Origin of the sequence: Bacillus sp. Leaf49, assembly GCF_001426125.1 — a bacterium.
GTDB lineage: Bacteria > Bacillota > Bacilli > Bacillales > Bacillaceae > Bacillus > Bacillus altitudinis.
Genome location: NZ_LMRK01000023.1, coordinates 181,269 through 198,627, shown reverse-complemented (window position 1 = coordinate 198,627; position 17,359 = coordinate 181,269). Strand labels below are relative to the sequence as shown.

At 41.9% G+C, this 17,359-nt stretch carries 17 protein-coding genes; 14 read left to right on the top strand and 3 right to left on the bottom strand.

The window, feature by feature from the left end; all coding sequences use genetic code 11:
* Positions 1-25 precede the first annotated feature (25 nt).
* Positions 26-160: a YqzM family protein gene (locus tag ASG46_RS20775; protein ID WP_008342491.1), complete on the bottom strand. Its 135-nt coding sequence runs from the start codon at positions 158-160 to the stop codon at positions 26-28.
* Positions 161-398: 238 nt separating this feature from the next.
* Here ASG46_RS20775 and holA point away from each other — a divergent pair, with 238 nt between their 5' ends.
* Complete coding sequence (holA, locus tag ASG46_RS17095; protein WP_048001522.1) at positions 399-1,418, top strand: DNA polymerase III subunit delta; 1,020 nt, start codon at positions 399-401, stop codon at positions 1,416-1,418.
* A 134-nt stretch (positions 1,419-1,552) separates the two neighbouring features.
* Here holA and rpsT read toward each other — a convergent pair whose 3' ends face one another.
* A complete protein-coding gene (gene rpsT, locus ASG46_RS17090) occupies positions 1,553-1,819 on the bottom strand; it encodes a 30S ribosomal protein S20 (RefSeq protein ID WP_008342485.1) in 267 nt (88 codons plus the stop codon).
* A 198-nt stretch (positions 1,820-2,017) separates the two neighbouring features.
* Here rpsT and gpr point away from each other — a divergent pair, with 198 nt between their 5' ends.
* The 12 genes from gpr to mtaB all read left to right on the top strand — a co-directional run bounded on the left by gpr (position 2,018) and on the right by mtaB (position 16,020).
* Entirely contained in the window at positions 2,018-3,133 is a 1,116-nt protein-coding gene (gene gpr / locus ASG46_RS17085) for a GPR endopeptidase (protein WP_008342483.1), read from the top strand.
* 66 nt (positions 3,134-3,199) lie between these two features.
* The gene (locus tag ASG46_RS17080) at positions 3,200-4,408 is read left to right on the top strand and encodes a stage II sporulation protein P (protein ID WP_007501337.1); all 1,209 of its coding nucleotides are present in this window, start codon (positions 3,200-3,202) and stop codon (positions 4,406-4,408) included.
* A gap of 13 nt (positions 4,409-4,421) precedes the next feature.
* Positions 4,422-4,754 (top strand): YqxA family protein, encoded by a 333-nt coding sequence (locus ASG46_RS17075; RefSeq protein WP_017358024.1) that lies wholly within the window; start codon positions 4,422-4,424, stop codon positions 4,752-4,754.
* 166 nt (positions 4,755-4,920) lie between these two features.
* Entirely contained in the window at positions 4,921-6,759 is a 1,839-nt protein-coding gene (gene lepA, locus ASG46_RS17070; RefSeq protein WP_008342476.1) for a translation elongation factor 4, read from the top strand.
* A 114-nt stretch (positions 6,760-6,873) separates the two neighbouring features.
* Positions 6,874-8,013, top strand: coding sequence for a radical SAM family heme chaperone HemW (gene hemW / locus ASG46_RS17065; protein WP_035390855.1), 1,140 nt, complete (start codon positions 6,874-6,876; stop codon positions 8,011-8,013).
* An 81-nt stretch (positions 8,014-8,094) separates the two neighbouring features.
* The gene (gene hrcA, locus ASG46_RS17060; RefSeq protein WP_008342473.1) at positions 8,095-9,126 is read left to right on the top strand and encodes a heat-inducible transcriptional repressor HrcA; all 1,032 of its coding nucleotides are present in this window, start codon (positions 8,095-8,097) and stop codon (positions 9,124-9,126) included.
* A gap of 64 nt (positions 9,127-9,190) precedes the next feature.
* Positions 9,191-9,748, top strand: a complete 558-nt coding sequence (grpE, locus tag ASG46_RS17055; protein ID WP_008342471.1) for a nucleotide exchange factor GrpE — start codon at positions 9,191-9,193, stop codon at positions 9,746-9,748.
* A gap of 24 nt (positions 9,749-9,772) precedes the next feature.
* Positions 9,773-11,611: a molecular chaperone DnaK gene (gene dnaK / locus ASG46_RS17050; RefSeq protein WP_056705287.1), complete on the top strand. Its 1,839-nt coding sequence runs from the start codon at positions 9,773-9,775 to the stop codon at positions 11,609-11,611.
* 165 nt (positions 11,612-11,776) lie between these two features.
* Entirely contained in the window at positions 11,777-12,910 is a 1,134-nt protein-coding gene (dnaJ, locus tag ASG46_RS17045) for a molecular chaperone DnaJ (protein WP_008342467.1), read from the top strand.
* 22 nt (positions 12,911-12,932) lie between these two features.
* On the top strand, positions 12,933-13,868 hold the full coding sequence (gene prmA / locus ASG46_RS17040) for a 50S ribosomal protein L11 methyltransferase (protein ID WP_017358022.1): 936 nt from the start codon (positions 12,933-12,935) through the stop codon (positions 13,866-13,868).
* A 23-nt stretch (positions 13,869-13,891) separates the two neighbouring features.
* Positions 13,892-14,662, top strand: a complete 771-nt coding sequence (locus ASG46_RS17035) for a 16S rRNA (uracil(1498)-N(3))-methyltransferase (RefSeq protein ID WP_035390848.1) — start codon at positions 13,892-13,894, stop codon at positions 14,660-14,662.
* On the top strand, positions 14,662-16,020 hold the full coding sequence (gene mtaB, locus ASG46_RS17030; protein WP_017358020.1) for a tRNA (N(6)-L-threonylcarbamoyladenosine(37)-C(2))-methylthiotransferase MtaB: 1,359 nt from the start codon (positions 14,662-14,664) through the stop codon (positions 16,018-16,020). The genes ASG46_RS17035 and mtaB overlap by 1 nt, the downstream gene beginning before the upstream one ends.
* 42 nt (positions 16,021-16,062) lie before the next feature.
* Here the strand turns inward: mtaB and ASG46_RS17025 are convergent, their stop codons facing one another.
* Positions 16,063-16,992 (bottom strand): Na/Pi symporter, encoded by a 930-nt coding sequence (locus ASG46_RS17025; protein WP_056705280.1) that lies wholly within the window; start codon positions 16,990-16,992, stop codon positions 16,063-16,065.
* A gap of 182 nt (positions 16,993-17,174) precedes the next feature.
* Between ASG46_RS17025 and rpsU the strand changes: the two genes are divergently transcribed.
* Complete coding sequence (rpsU, locus tag ASG46_RS17020) at positions 17,175-17,348, top strand: 30S ribosomal protein S21 (protein ID WP_003152957.1); 174 nt, start codon at positions 17,175-17,177, stop codon at positions 17,346-17,348.
* Positions 17,349-17,359: the final 11 nt, after the last annotated feature.

Below are 17,359 nucleotides of genomic sequence, written 5' to 3'. Positions count from 1 at the left end.
CGGCAGTCATCTTGCATTCATGTAGTTAAGATCCAACGAGGTGTATCACTGTTGCCAAAATAAACATTGAGGCGAAAAATCCGAATGTGACGATAAAACCAACAGCTGAGTCGGTCACATCATTCCGCTTGCTTTGAACATTCTTTTCAAATTCATTCATTTTCATCCCTCCTGGCTATTTTTAGTATACTTGAACTCATTTGGAATTGCTAGAAGGTAAAGTAACCGTTTTCCATTTTCATGATCATTTTGTGAATATCGTCTGACTGTAAGCTGACCCGGGAGCTTACGTGAGACGTTTACTATAAATGAGGAGGCGGCACTTTCAGCTTCCTCTTTACTAATGTCTCTACACACTTTAGGATAGAGGAGGAAGTGAAAGAGAGGGATTTAAGCGAATGGTCTTTGAAGTATGGAACAATTTAAAAAAAGGGGATATCAATCCCGTTTATTGCTTATATGGAAAAGAAACGTATTTACTTCAAGAGACAGCTGCAAAATTGAGACAAGCTGTCGTCGACGAAGAAACAAAGGATTTTAATTACTCTGTCTTCGATATGGAAGAGGTGCCGCTTGAGCAGGCTGTGACGGACGCAGAAACATTTCCGTTTATGGGAGAGCGGCGTCTCGTTGTGATCAAGAACCCTTATTTCCTCACTGCAGAAAAGAAAAAAGAAAAGATCGAGCATCAGCTTTCTGTGTTAGAAGCTTATTTAGAAAAGCCAGCACCCTATACGATTCTCGTGTTATTAGCGCCATATGAGAAACTGGACGAACGTAAGAAAATCACCAAATTGTTAAAAAAGAAAGCGGCTGTGGTTGAGGCGAAAGAGTTAAATCCGAAAGAAACAACGGATTTCACCATCACATTAGTGAAAACAGAAGGAAAAACAATCTCTGCTGAAGCGGCAGAACAGCTTGTCATGTTATGTGGCGGGAGCCTGTCCTCACTTTTTCAAGAGGTTCGAAAGCTAAGTACATATATTGGGCAGCGAGAGGAAATTGAGCTGGCGGATGTGAATCAGCTCGTTGCACGAAGTTTGGAGCAGAATATTTTCGAACTGATTAACCAAATCGTGAACAGGCGCCGGTCTGAAGCGATGCAAATGTTTTATGATCTCCTAAAGCAAAATGAGGAACCCATTAAAATATTGGCACTCATTTCAAATCAATTTCGGTTGATATTGCAGACAAAGTACTTTGCTCAACAGGGATACGGGCAAAAACAAATTGCGTCAAACCTGAAAGTCCACCCATTTCGGGTCAAACTCGCGATGGATCAGGCAAGACTGTTTTCAGAAGAAGAGCTAAAGTACATCGTCAAAGAGCTCTCCACGATTGATTATGAAATGAAAACGGGTAAAAAGGACAAGCAGCTATTATTAGAATTGTTCCTGCTTCGGTTATTAGGGGCTTGAACATAAAAAAACGACCTTCTCAAAAGAGGGTCGTTTTTGTTTAGATGTATAATTGCCAGTCTGTCCTTATGGCTGAGCCGTTCAGGACGGACGTACAGTTAAACAGGTGCCTCATCACTGAGGCGTTGCAAACATTATGCAGAAAGTCCGTTTACTTGTTTCGCAAGTCTTGATTTGTAACGCGCAGCTGCGTTTTTGTGTACAAGACCAGTTTTAACGGCTTTGTCAATGCGTTTTGCAGCAGAAGAAAGAGCAGCTTTTGCTTGCTCAGCATCGTTGTTAGCTACAGAAACTTCAACTTGTTTAATCGCAGTACGCATCGCAGACTTGATTGTTGCGTTGTGTGCACGGCGTTCGTTATTCGTTTTTGTACGTTTGATCGCTGATTTAATATTTGGCATGTGTTTCACCTCCTAAGATACAACCTAAACACAATTGTCTTAAGGTTAAATCTTCACAATAGAACAAATTGTATTCTATCAAACACACCTTTAGAATGCAATATAAATGTAAAGTATTTTTCATTGATGAAGCGCTCGAATGTTTCTTGAAAGAGATGGAAAGACTACTGTTAATTACTTGATGGAAGGAGCCTTTTCATGAAGAAACAGAAACTCGATTTAAGCGCTTATCAAATCCGGACCGATTTGGCCGTTGAAACAAAAGAGATACTAGAACAAGAGAACGATCCGAATGTGGTCAAAAAGGACGGTATTCAAGGAATTGTTGAGAAGGAGAAGGAAGAGCACGGCATCCGCATCCGCACTGTGGAGATTACGACAGAAGGAGAAGAGTTGACCGGAAAAAAGGCAGGGACATACTTGACGCTTGAGGCGCAAGGAATTCGGGAGAAAGACTCTGAGATGCAAGAAAAAGTGGTTGAAGTTTTTGCCCATCATTTTGCTCAGTTTTTAAAAGATCACGGCATTCAGGCAGATGCGAGCTGTCTTGTCGTAGGACTCGGAAACTGGAATGTCACGCCGGATGCATTAGGGCCGCTCACAGTTGAGAATTTGCTGGTGACACGCCATTTATTTGAATTACAGCCTGAGAATGTGCAGGAAGGCTATCGCCCAGTGTCTTCATTATCGCCTGGAGTCATGGGACTGACTGGTATAGAAACAAGTGACATTATACAAGGTGTCATTGAACGATCTAAACCAGATTTTGTGATCGCCATCGATGCACTAGCTGCACGTGCAGTAGAACGGGTGAATACAACGATTCAAATTTCTGATACAGGTATACATCCAGGATCGGGTGTCGGAAATAAACGAAAAGAATTAAGCAAAGAGACCTTGGGGATTCCAGTCATTGCCATTGGTGTGCCGACAGTGGTCGATGCAGTCACGATCGCAAGTGACACGATTGATTACGTGTTAAAGCATTTTGGTAGAGAACTGAAAGATGATAGACCTTCCCGATCTTTAGTACCAGCGGGTCTGACATTTGGGAAGAAAAAAGTGCTGAATGAAGAAGATTTGCCAGATGATGAAACGCGTCAATCCTTTTTAGGAATCGTCGGAACGCTTCCTGAAGAAGAAAAAAGACAGTTGATCCATGAAGTGCTTGCGCCGCTTGGACAAAATCTAATGGTCACACCGAAGGAAGTGGATACATTCATTGATGACATGGCGAACGTACTCGCCAATGGGTTAAATACAGCACTTCATCAAAAAATCTCTCAAGACAACATGGGTTCCTATAATCATTAATCAGTTCTACTTTCTCTAGCTCGCTCATAGTGTAATTACTAGAAAGCGTGCTGGAGGGAGTAAATCATGAAAAAAAGACCTCGCCGTCCTCGACAATTGGTCGTTGCGATTAATGGAACAAAAGTAGTGAAGAGTATTTTTTTGTTTATTGTCTCTCTGGTGGTTGTGTTTGTCATGTCAGGGGCTTTGACGTCTTTAAAACCTGAGCTTAGGCCTCAAGCATCATTATATGGTGTGGCAGATGAGCTGTCAGGTGCATTCTTTGCAACTCTAATGGGGATGGAAAATCAATATTTTGCCTCAGCAGTCCCTGAAGATCAAAAAGGATTTCATTTCTCCGGGCTGTCACTCAAACTTGCCACAAGTATCAATTTAGAAGACCCCCGCAGTTTTCTAGGAAGAGAGCTGCCAGGCTTTGAACATTTTGATACAAAAATCATCCTAGCAGGTGAAGGTACAGACTATACGAATATGCCAATGGAATCGCCGCCTCCAAGTGAAGTCATCAAAGATGAAAAAGAAGCAAATCTAGCTGAGCTGGACAAGCTTGATGAAGATGAACCGAAAACGCCTGCAAAAGAGCCGGACCAGTCGACAGGAAAACGAAAAGCTGTGTACATTTATCACACACATAATACGGAATCATATTTACCATTTTTAAAAGGAGAAACAAACCCAAACAATGCGCGCCACTCAAAAGTGAACGTCACCCTTGTCGGGGAGATGTTTGGTAAAGCGCTCGATCAGCAAGGAATCGGCAACACAGTGGATAAAACAGAAATCGAAAAAAGACTGCTAAAAAAAGGATTGAAGTACCCACAATCGTATAATGAATCCAGATTGGTTGTAAAAGAAGCTCTCGCTAAAAATGATGACTTAGATTACTTAATCGATATTCACCGGGATTCAAGAAGAAAGAAAGATACGACAGTAGAAATCAAAGGCAAGAAATATGCGAGAATCGCGTTTGTTGTAGGGAAGAAGAATCAAAGCTATGAGAAAAACTTAAAGCTGGCGACAGAGTTCCACCATTTGATGGAGAAAAAATATAAAGGACTTAGTGTCGGTGTGTTTGCCAAAGGAGAAATTGGTGATAATGGAATCTATAATCAAGATTTATCTGACAAAGCCCTTCTATTAGAATTTGGCGGTGTGGATAATAATATGGAAGAACTGAAAAACGCATCCAATGCAGCAGCTGATGTGTTCAGTGAAATTTTCTGGGACGCAGAAAAGGTAGACGGCAAAGCAAAGGATGAGAAAAAACGGTCTTAAGGTGGTGGAGGATATGGGCTCATTTATCGGAAAAACCATTATTTTATCGCTCGTATTGCTATTCGGTGTCTTTTTAGGAATGCAGCAAGCCAATAATGGCATGTTGCAAATGAAAGGGTATCATGATCCGCAATTAAAAGGGGCCTTCACTGTCCAAACGAATGATGATCAAGAAAAAGAAGCTTCTATCCTCGGAACAGCTGTCACACAAAAAGACTTAGCAGAAAAACAAAAGCAGCTAGAAGAAATGGAGAGCTTTAATGCCTTCTCTAAGGCCGGAAAAGCATTATCAGATGGTATGACGCATGCAGCCCGTACACTTTATGATTGGGTGAATGGTAAATAAACTGTTGTAAGCATCATGTTGGATGTTATTTTCATAAGATATCACACCTTTTCGCAAAAGCCGCTAACCGATGAGCGGCTTTTCTTGATTTCGATTGAATCTTTACAGCCCTATTGATATAATCTAACCTAGCGCAACCCGCGTTTTATAGTAGGAGTGATAGATTGTGACAGATAAAGAAAAACGATTAGAACGGCAATCAAGAATTCGAAATTTCTCCATTATCGCCCATATTGACCATGGGAAATCCACATTGGCTGACCGTATTTTGGAAAAAACAGCGGCGATTACGCAACGAGAAATGAAAGAACAATTACTTGATTCCATGGACTTAGAGCGTGAACGCGGCATTACGATCAAATTAAACTCTGTCCAGCTGAAATATCAGGCGAAGGATGGAGAAGAATATATTATGCACCTGATTGATACACCAGGGCATGTCGACTTCACCTATGAGGTATCTCGAAGCCTAGCTGCCTGTGAAGGTGCAATTCTTGTGGTGGATGCAGCACAAGGCATTGAAGCACAGACACTAGCGAACGTTTATTTAGCTCTTGATAACAACTTAGAAATCCTGCCGATCATTAACAAAATTGATCTGCCGAGTGCAGAACCTGAACGTGTAAGACAAGAAATTGAAGATGTCATCGGGTTGGATGCATCTGAAGCTGTTCTTACCTCTGCTAAGGCGGGCATCGGGATCGAGGATATTTTAGAACAAATTGTCGAAAAGGTGCCGGCACCAGCTGGAGATCCAGAAGCACCACTCCAAGCCCTCATTTTTGATTCTCTCTACGATGCGTATCGTGGCGTCATTGCTTACATACGAATTGTCGAAGGAACCGTCAAACCAGGTCAAAAAATCAAGATGATGGCGACAGGCAAAGAATTTGAAGTGCTTGAAGTCGGCGTATTTACACCGAAAGCAATGCCAACAGACGAACTCACTGTTGGAGATGTTGGCTATTTAACAGCTGCTATTAAAAATGTTGGCGATACACGTGTAGGGGATACGATCACAAGTGCGGTAAACCCTGCGAAAGAAGCTCTACCTGGATATAGAAAGCTGAACCCAATGGTGTACTGCGGCCTTTATCCAATTGACACAGCGAAATATAACGACTTGCGTGAAGCGTTAGAAAAGCTTGAATTAAACGATTCTTCACTTCAATATGAGGCAGAGACATCCCAAGCACTGGGCTTCGGTTTCCGCTGCGGCTTCCTTGGCATGCTTCATATGGAAATCATCCAAGAACGGATTGAACGTGAATTTAAAATCGACCTTATTACGACAGCGCCAAGTGTTATTTACGATGTGTATATGACAGACGGAGAAAAAATCGTCGTAGATAACCCGTCCAATTTGCCTGATCCGCAAAAGATTGAGCGAATTGAAGAGCCATACGTGAAGGCAACAATGATGGTGCCAAATGATTATGTTGGTTCTGTGATGGAGCTTTGCCAAGGAAAGCGCGGCAATTTCATTGATATGCAATATCTTGATGCAAACCGCGTGAGCATTGTGTACGAAATTCCTCTGGCAGAGATCGTATACGAATTCTTTGATCAATTAAAGTCCAATACAAAAGGGTATGCATCCTTTGATTACGAGCTGATCGGCTATCGCCCATCCACTCTAGTGAAAATGGATATCATGCTTAATGGCGAAAAAATCGATGCGCTTTCCTTTATTGTTCACCGCGATTATGCATATGAACGCGGAAAGATCATTGTAGAAAAGCTGAAAGAATTGATTCCGCGCCAGCACTTTGAAGTACCAGTTCAGGCAGCGATCGGTCAAAAGATTGTTGCTCGGTCTACCATTAAAGCAATGCGCAAGAACGTACTAGCGAAGTGTTATGGTGGAGATATTTCCCGGAAAAGAAAGCTTCTTGAGAAGCAAAAAGAAGGGAAAAAGCGCATGAAGCAAGTGGGTTCTGTAGAAGTCCCACAAGAAGCATTTATGGCCGTGCTGAAAATGGACGACAGCACACCGAAAAAATAACATCCTCAAGGCAACCTGCTTTACAATGCTCGCCTTGACGTTTATAGTCGAAAACAAACGAAGAGGCCGCAGCGATAAACTGCGGCTCTTTACCTGTAAAGAAGGTGTCAACAAATGAAAGCAGCATACATTCACATTCCATTTTGTGAGCACATTTGTCACTATTGTGATTTTAATAAATTTTTCATTAAAACCCAGCCGGTCGATGAATACTTAGCCGCTCTTGAAAAAGAAATGCAGCACACGATCGATCAAAAAGGGGAGCAAGAACTAAAGACGATCTTTATTGGCGGGGGAACCCCGACATCACTGACAACCAGCCAGTTAGATCAGCTTATGGACAGCATTCACCGCGTATTAAAACCAACCAAAAACTTAATCGAGTTTGCAGTAGAAGCAAACCCAGACGAACTATCGCTTGAGAAATTGAATGTCTTAAAATCAGCAGGCGTTAATCGGCTGAGCTTTGGTGTTCAAACATTTGAAGATGACCTGCTCAAAAAAATCGGACGGGTTCATCAAAAGAAAGATGTTCTCACATCTTTCGAGCGAGCAAGAGCAGTTGGGTTTGACAACATTAGTCTTGATCTTATGTTTGGTTTGCCTCATCAAGAGAAGCATCATGTCATGCATTCACTAGAGACCGCTTTTTCATTAGGTGCAGAACATTATTCGGTTTATTCGCTGATTGTCGAGCCAAAGACGGTCTTTTACAATTTGATGCAAAAAGGGAAACTGCATTTACCACCGCAAGAACGTGAGGCTGAAATGTATGAGCTCGTCATGGATGAAATGGAGCGGCACGGACTCAAACAATATGAGATTAGCAATTACGCCAAACCAGGTTTTGAAAGCCAGCATAACCTCACCTATTGGAGCAACGAAGATTACTTTGGTTTTGGCGCAGGAGCGCACGGGTATGTAGATGGCGTCCGCAATGTGAACGCTGGACCAGTGAAGCATTACTTAGAGCTCATTGAACAAACAGGGTTTCCATATAAGGAAACGCATCAGGTGACAAAAGCAGAACAGATCGAAGAAGAAATGTTCTTAGGTTTGCGGAAAATTGAAGGCGTGAAAAGTGCTCACTTTCAAGCGAAATTTGGAGCATCACCAGAAGCACTCTTTCCCGCCATTCTTGAAGAATTAGCAGAAAAAGGTCTCATTGAACAGGATGAGATTGGCATTCGTTTAACAAGAAAAGGAAAATTGTTAGGGAATGAAGTATTTCAAGCGTTTCTCGGTGAGTTATAATTGACATTTTAATTTGAGTTTGGTAATTTTGTTTATACAATTAGCACTCGTTGAAAGAGAGTGCTAACAGGGGTGATGATGATGTTAACAAATCGTCAGCTTTTGATTCTACAAGTCATTATTAATGACTTTATTCGTTCGGCGCAGCCAGTTGGATCAAGGACTCTTTCCAAAAAAGAAGACATTACATTCAGCTCTGCGACGATTAGAAACGAAATGGCTGATTTGGAGGAACTCGGTTTTATTGAAAAGACCCATTCTTCATCAGGAAGAATTCCTTCCGAAAAAGGATATCGTTATTATGTAGATCATTTGCTCTCTCCGCGAAAACTGTCATCTAAAGAGCTTGTGCTCATCCAGTCAGTATTTCAGGAGAAAATTTTTGAGCTGGAAAAAACAGTTCAAAAATCGGCGGAAATTTTATCAGATCTCACAAACTACACATCGATTGTCCTTGGTCCAAAGCTAAGTGAAAATCGATTGAAGCAAATTCAGCTTGTCCCTGTCCAGCCTAATAAAGCAGTAGCGATTATGATTACAGACAGCGGGCATGTTGAAAACAAAACCATTACCTTCTCTGAGCATCTTGATGTCTCCGATATTGAGAAGCTGATGAATATTTTAAACAGCCGCTTAGCCGGAGTCCCGATGGATCAGCTGAAGGACAGGATGTATAAAGAAGTAGTGATGCTCCTTCGCACGCATTTAAAAGACTATGATCATATTTTAGATGCACTTGGTAACACATTCACTTCAACACAAAATGAATCAAAACTTTTCTTTGGCGGGAAGATTAATATGTTGAACCAGCCAGAGTTTCATGACATTGACCGCATTCGTTCACTCATGATGCTGATTGAACAAAAGAATGATGTCATGCAGCTGTTTCATCCAAATCAGCAAGGAATCACCATTAAAATCGGTTCAGAAAACAATTTGGAAGCAATGGAGAACTGCAGTTTAATCACAGCAACTTATGCGATTGATCAAAAATCACTCGGCTCCATCGCTGTCATTGGTCCAACCCGTATGGATTACGGGCGAGTCGTTAGTCTTTTGCATCATGTATCAAAAGACTTGTCAAACGCACTTTCCAATTTGTATGATGAGTAGGGTGATAAAAGGTGGGGGGCACAGCCCCTTCATATAATTGAATCTTTTGAGGGAGGTGAACACAATGTCAGAAGAAAAACAGACACCTGAGCAAGCAGCAGAGGTTGAAGCACAAGAAGAAGCAGTTCAAGCAGAAACTGAGGAAGTAAAGCACGATGAACAGTCTGCCTTCCAAGAGAAGATTGATGAATTGCAGCAGCTTCTAGATGAAAAAGAAAACAAAATTCTGCGTGTTCAAGCAGATTTTGAAAACTATAAACGCCGTGCTCGAACTGAAGTGGAGACCGTGCAAAAATATCGTTCTCAACATGTTGTCAGCGACCTTCTCCCAGCTCTCGACAACTTTGAAAGAGCGCTTGGAATCGATCCAGACAATGAGCAGACGAAAAGTTTGTTAGAAGGGATGCAAATGGTTTACCGCCAGCTGGTAGAAGCGTTGAAAAATGAAGGCGTTGAACCAATTGAAGCTGTCGGCAAAGAGTTCGATCCAAACCTTCATCAAGCCGTCATGCAAGTTGAAGATGAAAACTACGATTCAAACATCGTTGTAGAAGAATTGCAAAAGGGCTATAAACTCAAAGACCGAGTTATTCGTCCATCAATGGTAAAAGTAAATCAATAACTACATAATGGGAGGTCATCGAATATGAGTAAAATCATTGGTATTGACTTAGGAACAACAAACTCATGCGTTGCAGTACTCGAAGGCGGCGAGCCAAAAGTTATTGCAAACGCTGAAGGAGCACGTACAACACCATCTGTTGTCGCTTTTAAAAATGGAGAGCGCCAAGTAGGTGAAGTAGCAAAACGTCAATCAATTACAAACCCAAACACCATCATGTCTGTTAAAAGACATATGGGTACAGATTATAAAGTAGAAGTTGAGGGCAAGAACTACACGCCGCAGGAAATCTCTGCAATCATCCTTCAACACCTTAAATCTTACGCTGAAGCTTATCTTGGCGAAGAAGTAACAAAAGCGGTTATTACAGTTCCTGCTTACTTCAACGATGCAGAGCGCCAAGCAACAAAAGATGCTGGTAAAATTGCTGGTCTTGAAGTAGAACGTATCATCAACGAACCAACAGCAGCTGCACTTGCTTATGGTTTAGATAAAACAGATGAAGATCAAACGATCCTTGTATACGACCTTGGCGGCGGTACATTTGACGTGTCAATCCTTGAGCTTGGAGACGGCGTCTTTGAAGTACGCTCAACTGCTGGGGACAACCGTCTAGGTGGAGACGATTTTGACCAAGTCATCATCGATCATCTAGTGGCTGAGTTCAAAAAAGAAAACGGCATTGATCTTTCTAAAGATAAAATGGCGCTTCAGCGTTTAAAAGATGCTGCTGAAAAAGCGAAAAAAGATCTTTCTGGTGTATCTTCTACACAAATCTCACTGCCATTTATCACAGCTGGAGATGCAGGTCCTCTTCACCTAGAATTAACGCTAACGCGTGCTAAATTCGAAGAGCTTTCTGCAGACCTTGTAGAGCGTACAATGACACCTGTACGTCAATCACTGAAAGATGCTGGTCTATCTGCTAGTGAGATTGATAAAGTTATCCTTGTTGGTGGATCAACTCGTATTCCTGCAGTACAAGAAGCAATCAAAAAAGAAACAGGTAAAGAGCCTCATAAAGGCGTAAACCCTGATGAAGTGGTTGCACTTGGTGCAGCAATTCAAGGTGGAGTTATCACAGGAGATGTCAAAGACGTTGTTCTTCTTGACGTCACACCACTTTCTTTAGGAATTGAAACAATGGGCGGCGTATTCACAAAGCTGATTGAACGTAATACAACAATTCCAACAAGTAAATCTCAAGTATTCTCAACGGCTGCTGACAACCAAACTGCTGTAGACATTCACGTCTTACAAGGTGAGCGTCCAATGGCAGCAGACAACAAAACATTAGGTCGTTTCCAATTGACTGACATTCCACCAGCACCACGCGGCGTACCACAAATCGAAGTATCTTTTGATATCGATAAAAACGGTATCGTCAACGTACGTGCGAAAGATATGGGTACTGGAAAAGAACAAAACATCACAATCAAATCTTCTTCAGGTCTTTCTGATGATGAGATCGAAAAAATGGTCAAAGAAGCAGAAGAAAATGCTGAAGCAGATGCGAAGAAAAAAGAAGAAATCGAAGTGCGCAATGAAGCAGATCAATTAGTGTTTACAACAGAAAAAACATTAAAAGATCTTGAAGGCAAAATCGATGAAGAGCAAGTGAAAAAAGCAAACGACGCGAAAGATGCACTAAAAGCTGCGATCGAAAAAGGCGAGCTTGAAGACATCAAAGCGAAAAAAGATGAGCTGCAAACAATCGTTCAAGAATTAACGACAAAGCTCTATGAAGAAGCTGCAAAACAAGCACAAGCTCAGCAAGAAGGCGCTGAAGGTGCTCAAAAAGCAGATGACAATGTAGTGGATGCAGAATACGAAGAAGTAAACGACGATCAAGAGAAAAAATAATCACCTTTACTTTTGAAAAAGACTGCTGAAACGTACTCGTCAGAAAGTCAAAGTCAGGATCTCTTGACTTTGACTTTTTTCTTTTCAACGATGAAAAGGAATTGAAAAAGATCAATTTAAAATGATACAATCGTATTTATGTGAGAAAATCGGGAGTGTGAAGAGATGAGTAAGCGTGATTACTATGAAGTGCTTGGCGTGAGTAAGAGCGCCTCAAAGGACGAAATCAAAAAGGCATACCGCAAGCTTTCAAAAAAGTATCACCCTGATATTAATAAAGAAGCTGGCTCAGATGATAAATTCAAAGAAGTAAAAGAAGCCTATGAAACCCTTTCTGACGATCAAAAACGTTCACATTATGACCAGTTCGGTCACACCGATCCAAACCAAGGATTTGGTGGAGGCGGATTTGGCGGTGGAGGAGACTTTGGCGGCTTCGGCGGCTTTGATGACATCTTCTCTAGTATTTTTGGCGGCGGAGCCAGAAGAAGAGATCCAAATGCACCGCGTCAAGGAGCGGACCTTCAATATACAATGACCCTTTCATTTGAAGAAGCGGCATTTGGGAAAGAAGCAACGATCGAGATTCCCCGCGAGGAATCATGTGAAACGTGTCATGGATCAGGTGCAAAACCTGGAACACAGGCGAAGACATGCTCACATTGCGGCGGATCAGGTCAACTAAATGTCGAGCAATCCACCCCATTTGGTAAAGTAGTCAACCGCAGAGTATGTAACTACTGTAGCGGAACTGGTAAACAAATTGAACATAAGTGTTCAACATGTGGTGGATCTGGTAAAGTGCGTAAGCGTAAGAAAATCAATGTGACGATCCCAGCAGGTGTGGACGATGGTCAGCAGCTTAGAGTATCTGGTCAAGGTGAACCAGGTGTAAATGGAGGACCTCCAGGCGATCTATTTGTTGTTTTCCATGTGAGGGCGCATGAATTCTTCGAACGAGATGGAGATGACATCTACTGCGAAATGCCGCTTACCTTTGCGCAGGCTGCACTAGGTGATGAAATTGAAGTGCCGACATTACATGGGAAAGTCAAATTAAAAGTTCCTGCGGGCACACAAACGGGTACGAAGTTTAGACTCAAAGGAAAAGGTGTAAAAAATGTACGCGGTTATGGTCAAGGCGATCAGCATATCGTTGTACGCGTCGTAACACCGACGAATTTAACTGAAAATCAAAAAGATATCATTAGAAAATTTGCTGAAGTGAGCGGAAATAAACCGGACGAACAAGAAATGAGCTTTTTCGATAAGGTGAAACGCGCATTTAAAGGCGAGTAAGACGGATAAGGAGTTGGTAGTATTGAAGTGGTCAGAAATAAGCGTCCATACAACAAATGAAGCGGTGGAACCGATCACCAATATTTTGCATGAAGCAGGTGCAAGTGGTGTCGTGATTGAGGACCCGCTTGATTTAGTCAAGGAACGTGAAAATGTATACGGTGAGATCTACCAGCTCGATCCGAATGATTATCCTGAGGAAGGGGTCATCGTCAAAGCCTACCTTCCGATGAATAGCTTTTTGATGGAAACGGTAGATGAGATCAAAGAAGCCATCAATAATCTTCTTCTATACGATATTGACCTTGGACGAAATACACTGTCAATTTGTGAAGTAAACGAAGAAGAATGGGCGACTGCATGGAAGAAATACTATCATCCTGTGAAAATCTCTGAGAAATTTACCATCGTCCCAACATGGGAAGAGTACACACCCGTTCATTCTGATGAATTGATCATCGAAATGGACCCTGGAATGGCATTTGGAACCGGTACACATCCAACAACGGTTCTTTGCATTCAGGCGCTTGAGCGCTATGTGAAGGAAAACGACACGGTCATTGACGTTGGAACAGGATCTGGCATTTTAAGTGTTGCTGCTGCAATGCTCGGTGCAAAAGACATTCATGCATTTGATCTCGACACCGTTGCAGTGGAAAGTGCAAAGCAGAACATCGAATTAAATGGTGTGAGCGAGCAAGTAACGGTAAAACAAAATAATTTACTTGATGGGATTTCAGGTGAACGCGATGTGATTGTGGCCAACATCCTTGCAGAGGTCATCATGCGCTTTACAGATCAAGCGTATGATCTATTGAAGAAAGACGGTTACTTTATTACATCAGGCATTATCGGACAAAAGAAATTACAAGTCAAAACTGCTTTAGAAGAAGCCGGTTTTGAGATTGTTGAAGTGCTGTCAATGGAAGATTGGGTCAGCATAATAGCGAAAAAATAAAGCGAGTAGGTGTCAGGACACGTATGCAACGATATTTTATCGACCTCACAAAAGAAGAAGTGACGGAAAAGGGAAACATCGTCATAAAGGGTGAAGATGTTCATCACCTTGCAAACGTCATGCGGATGAAAGCAGGAGAAGACATCCTTTGCTTAACGACAGACGGCTTTGAAGCGCTCAGTAAAATTGATACAATAACAAAGGAAGAAGTGATTTGTCACTTGGAAGGCTGGACGAATCAGAATCGAGAACTTCCGATCAAGGTGACGATTGCAAGCGGTCTGCCAAAAGGGGATAAGCTTGAATGGATTATCCAAAAAGGCACCGAGCTTGGCGCAAGTGCTTTTATTCCGTTTCAAGCGACTCGTTCGATTACAAAACTTGACCAAAAAAAGTCATTGAAAAAACGAGATCGCTGGGAAAAAATTGCGAAAGAAGCTGCCGAGCAGTCTTACCGGAATATCATTCCGCGCGTTCATCCAGTATCAACATTTAAAGAGCTTATTCAACTGGCCGGTGAATTCGATAAATGTGTCGTTGCATACGAAGAATCATCGAAAGAAGGCGAGCAAAGCCGGTTTCAAACGGTGCTCCAACAGATGAAGGGCGGACAAACCTTATTAGTGGTTTTTGGTCCAGAAGGCGGTTTAGCAGAAAAGGAGATTGAAGAACTTGAAGCGCATGGTGCAGTCATTTGCGGGCTTGGACCACGCATTTTAAGAACAGAAACAGCTCCTCTTTACGCGCTTTCTGCTATATCTTATCAAACAGAGTTATTAAGAGGTGAATCATGATGGGAACAGTAGCGTTCCATACACTTGGCTGTAAGGTCAATCACTACGAAACAGAAGCCATCTGGCAGCTGTTTAAAGAAGCTGGCTATGAAAGAAAAGATTATGAATCAAAAGCAGACGTATATGTCATTAATACATGTACCGTCACCAATACAGGCGATAAAAAAAGCCGCCAAGTCATTAGAAGAGCCATTCGTCATAATCCGGATGGTGTCATTTGTGTAACAGGCTGTTACGCACAAACGTCTCCGGCAGAAATCATGGCGATTCCTGGTGTTGATATTGTGGTTGGCACACAAGACAGACATAAACTGCTTGGTTATATTGAAGAATACAGAAGAGAAAGACAGCCGATCAACGGAGTTGGCAATATCATGAAAGCACGGGTCTTTGAAGAACTAGATGTTCCTGCGTTTACTGACAGAACACGTGCTTCATTAAAAATCCAAGAAGGCTGTAACAATTTCTGTACATTCTGCATTATCCCTTGGGCTCGCGGATTACTGCGTTCTCGCGATCCAGAAGAAGTCATCAATCAAGCGCAGCAGCTTGTCGATGCTGGCTACAAAGAAATTGTATTAACAGGTATTCATACAGGTGGATACGGTGAAGATTTAAAGGATTATAACTTTGCTAAGCTTCTGAAAGAATTAGATGAACGTGTGGCGGGATTAAAACGAATCCGCATTTCATCCATTGAAGCAAGTCAAATTACAGACGAAGTGATTGAAGTGCTCGATCAGTCAGATAAAATTGTGAGACACTTGCATATTCCGCTTCAATCTGGCTCTAATACTGTACTGAAAAGAATGCGCCGTAAATACACAATGGAATTCTTTGCAGAGCGTTTAACGAAGCTCAAAAAAGCATTGCCAGGTCTTGCTGTCACTTCAGATGTGATCGTTGGATTCCCAGGAGAAACAGAAGAAGAATTTATGGAAACATACAATTTTGTCAAAGACCATCAATTCTCTGAGCTCCATGTGTTCCCTTACAGCAAACGGACAGGTACGCCTGCTGCAAGAATGGAAGATCAAGTAGATGAGAATGTGAAAAACGAACGCGTTCACCGCCTCATTGCTCTTTCTGATCAGCTTGCGAAAGAATATGCATCGGCATATGAAGGCGAAGTCTTAGAGATTATTCCAGAAGAATCGTTCAAAGAACAAGACGGAACGCACAATCTTTATGTAGGATATACTGATAACTACATGAAGGTCGTATTTGAAGGAACAGAGGACATGATCGGCCGTTTGGTGAAAGTGAAGATTACAAAAGCAGGCTATCCTTATAACGAAGGACAATTTGTCCGTATAAGTGATGACGTGCAGACGGATCAAGTGAGAATGACCTCATAATAGAGATGAAAAACCGGCAGCCATTAGGCAAGCCGGTTTCTTTTATGTTGACCGATTCGGAAGAAGGAACAAAATCAAGGCGTGAAAAGGGCGGATGAACGGGAAAAAGAGGAGAGAACTTGCAACATTAAACAGCAGACTAAAGTGCGCAATCTGCTGGGCAGGAGAGCTTGCGAGAAGCGCAACAAACTCTGTGATAAAGGCGAGAAAAGGAAGACATAAAAGAACACCTAGAACATTAAACACAACGTGTGCATACGCGGTTTGGCGTGCTGCATAACCGCCAGAGATAGCAGCCATCACGGCAGTAATACATGTCCCGATATTGGACCCTAAAACAAAGCTGATGCCTTCTTTTAGAGCGACAGTCCCTTCATTCATAAATCCCATCAAAATACCGATACATACGGAGCTTGAATGAACAATCGCCGTGAGCACTGTACCAGAGAGAAGAGCTGTCCAATCGGAGTGCTGCATCATTTCAAGGAAATGCAGTGTCTCTGGCTGACTGGTCATCATACCTGCAATTTTTGAAAAACCTTGAATGCAAAAAAAGATCATGCCAAGCCCACATAAACTTTTTCCTGCATATCGAAAAGACTTCCTGCCCAAAATGATACATAAAAGACCAGCTGCAATCAGAACCCACATAAACACGTCCATCTTAATGGCAATAAATTCTGTCGTAAATGTTGAGCCGATATTCGTTCCAAGAATCATGGGTATGGATTTTTTAAACGTGAGAATGCCTGTACTCACAAAGCCGATAACGATGACCATAAACGCCGAACTGCTTTGAAGAATCCCTGTAAACACAATACTGACCAAGAATGCTTTGACTGGATGATCTGTAAAGAGAAGAAGAGATTTCTCAATACGAGACGACGTGAGCGCCATTAATCCTTTCCTAAGCAAACCCATTGCCCATAAAAAAATGAAAATAAGTGCACAAAAATAAATGATCGCCATCATAGAAAAGTCCTCCTCTTACCAATGAATATATGGACTTGTCTACCTGCTCATGACGAAAATATATTTCCAAATCACTTAGTTGACCTCAACCTAGGCTTATATTATAATGTCTAGGTACATGTTTTGCATGTATATCTTTTTTTAATGCAGTCGATTGGTGTATTCGGAGGGAGGGAAAGAGAATGTCAAAAACGGTCGTTAGAAAAAACGAATCGCTTGAAGATGCTCTTCGTCGCTTTAAACGCAGTGTATCCAAAACTGGAACATTGCAAGAAGCAAGAAAGCGTGAATTTTATGAAAAGCCTAGCGTAAAGCGTAAGAAAAAGTCTGAAGCTGCTAGAAAACGTAAATTCTAAAGAGGGTGGAT

Coding starts and splice junctions, on each gene's coding strand:
- ASG46_RS20775 (WP_008342491.1), bottom strand. CDS start 160: ATGAATGAATTTGAAAAGAATGTTCAAAGCAAGCGGAATGATGTGACC.
- holA (WP_048001522.1), top strand. CDS start 399: ATGGTCTTTGAAGTATGGAACAATTTAAAAAAAGGGGATATCAATCCC.
- rpsT (WP_008342485.1), bottom strand. CDS start 1,819: ATGCCAAATATTAAATCAGCGATCAAACGTACAAAAACGAATAACGAA.
- gpr (WP_008342483.1), top strand. CDS start 2,018: ATGAAGAAACAGAAACTCGATTTAAGCGCTTATCAAATCCGGACCGAT.
- ASG46_RS17080 (WP_007501337.1), top strand. CDS start 3,200: ATGAAAAAAAGACCTCGCCGTCCTCGACAATTGGTCGTTGCGATTAAT.
- ASG46_RS17075 (WP_017358024.1), top strand. CDS start 4,422: ATGGGCTCATTTATCGGAAAAACCATTATTTTATCGCTCGTATTGCTA.
- hemW (WP_035390855.1), top strand. CDS start 6,874: ATGAAAGCAGCATACATTCACATTCCATTTTGTGAGCACATTTGTCAC.
- hrcA (WP_008342473.1), top strand. CDS start 8,095: ATGTTAACAAATCGTCAGCTTTTGATTCTACAAGTCATTATTAATGAC.
- grpE (WP_008342471.1), top strand. CDS start 9,191: ATGTCAGAAGAAAAACAGACACCTGAGCAAGCAGCAGAGGTTGAAGCA.
- dnaK (WP_056705287.1), top strand. CDS start 9,773: ATGAGTAAAATCATTGGTATTGACTTAGGAACAACAAACTCATGCGTT.
- dnaJ (WP_008342467.1), top strand. CDS start 11,777: ATGAGTAAGCGTGATTACTATGAAGTGCTTGGCGTGAGTAAGAGCGCC.
- ASG46_RS17035 (WP_035390848.1), top strand. CDS start 13,892: ATGCAACGATATTTTATCGACCTCACAAAAGAAGAAGTGACGGAAAAG.
- mtaB (WP_017358020.1), top strand. CDS start 14,662: ATGGGAACAGTAGCGTTCCATACACTTGGCTGTAAGGTCAATCACTAC.
- ASG46_RS17025 (WP_056705280.1), bottom strand. CDS start 16,992: ATGATGGCGATCATTTATTTTTGTGCACTTATTTTCATTTTTTTATGG.
- rpsU (WP_003152957.1), top strand. CDS start 17,175: ATGTCAAAAACGGTCGTTAGAAAAAACGAATCGCTTGAAGATGCTCTT.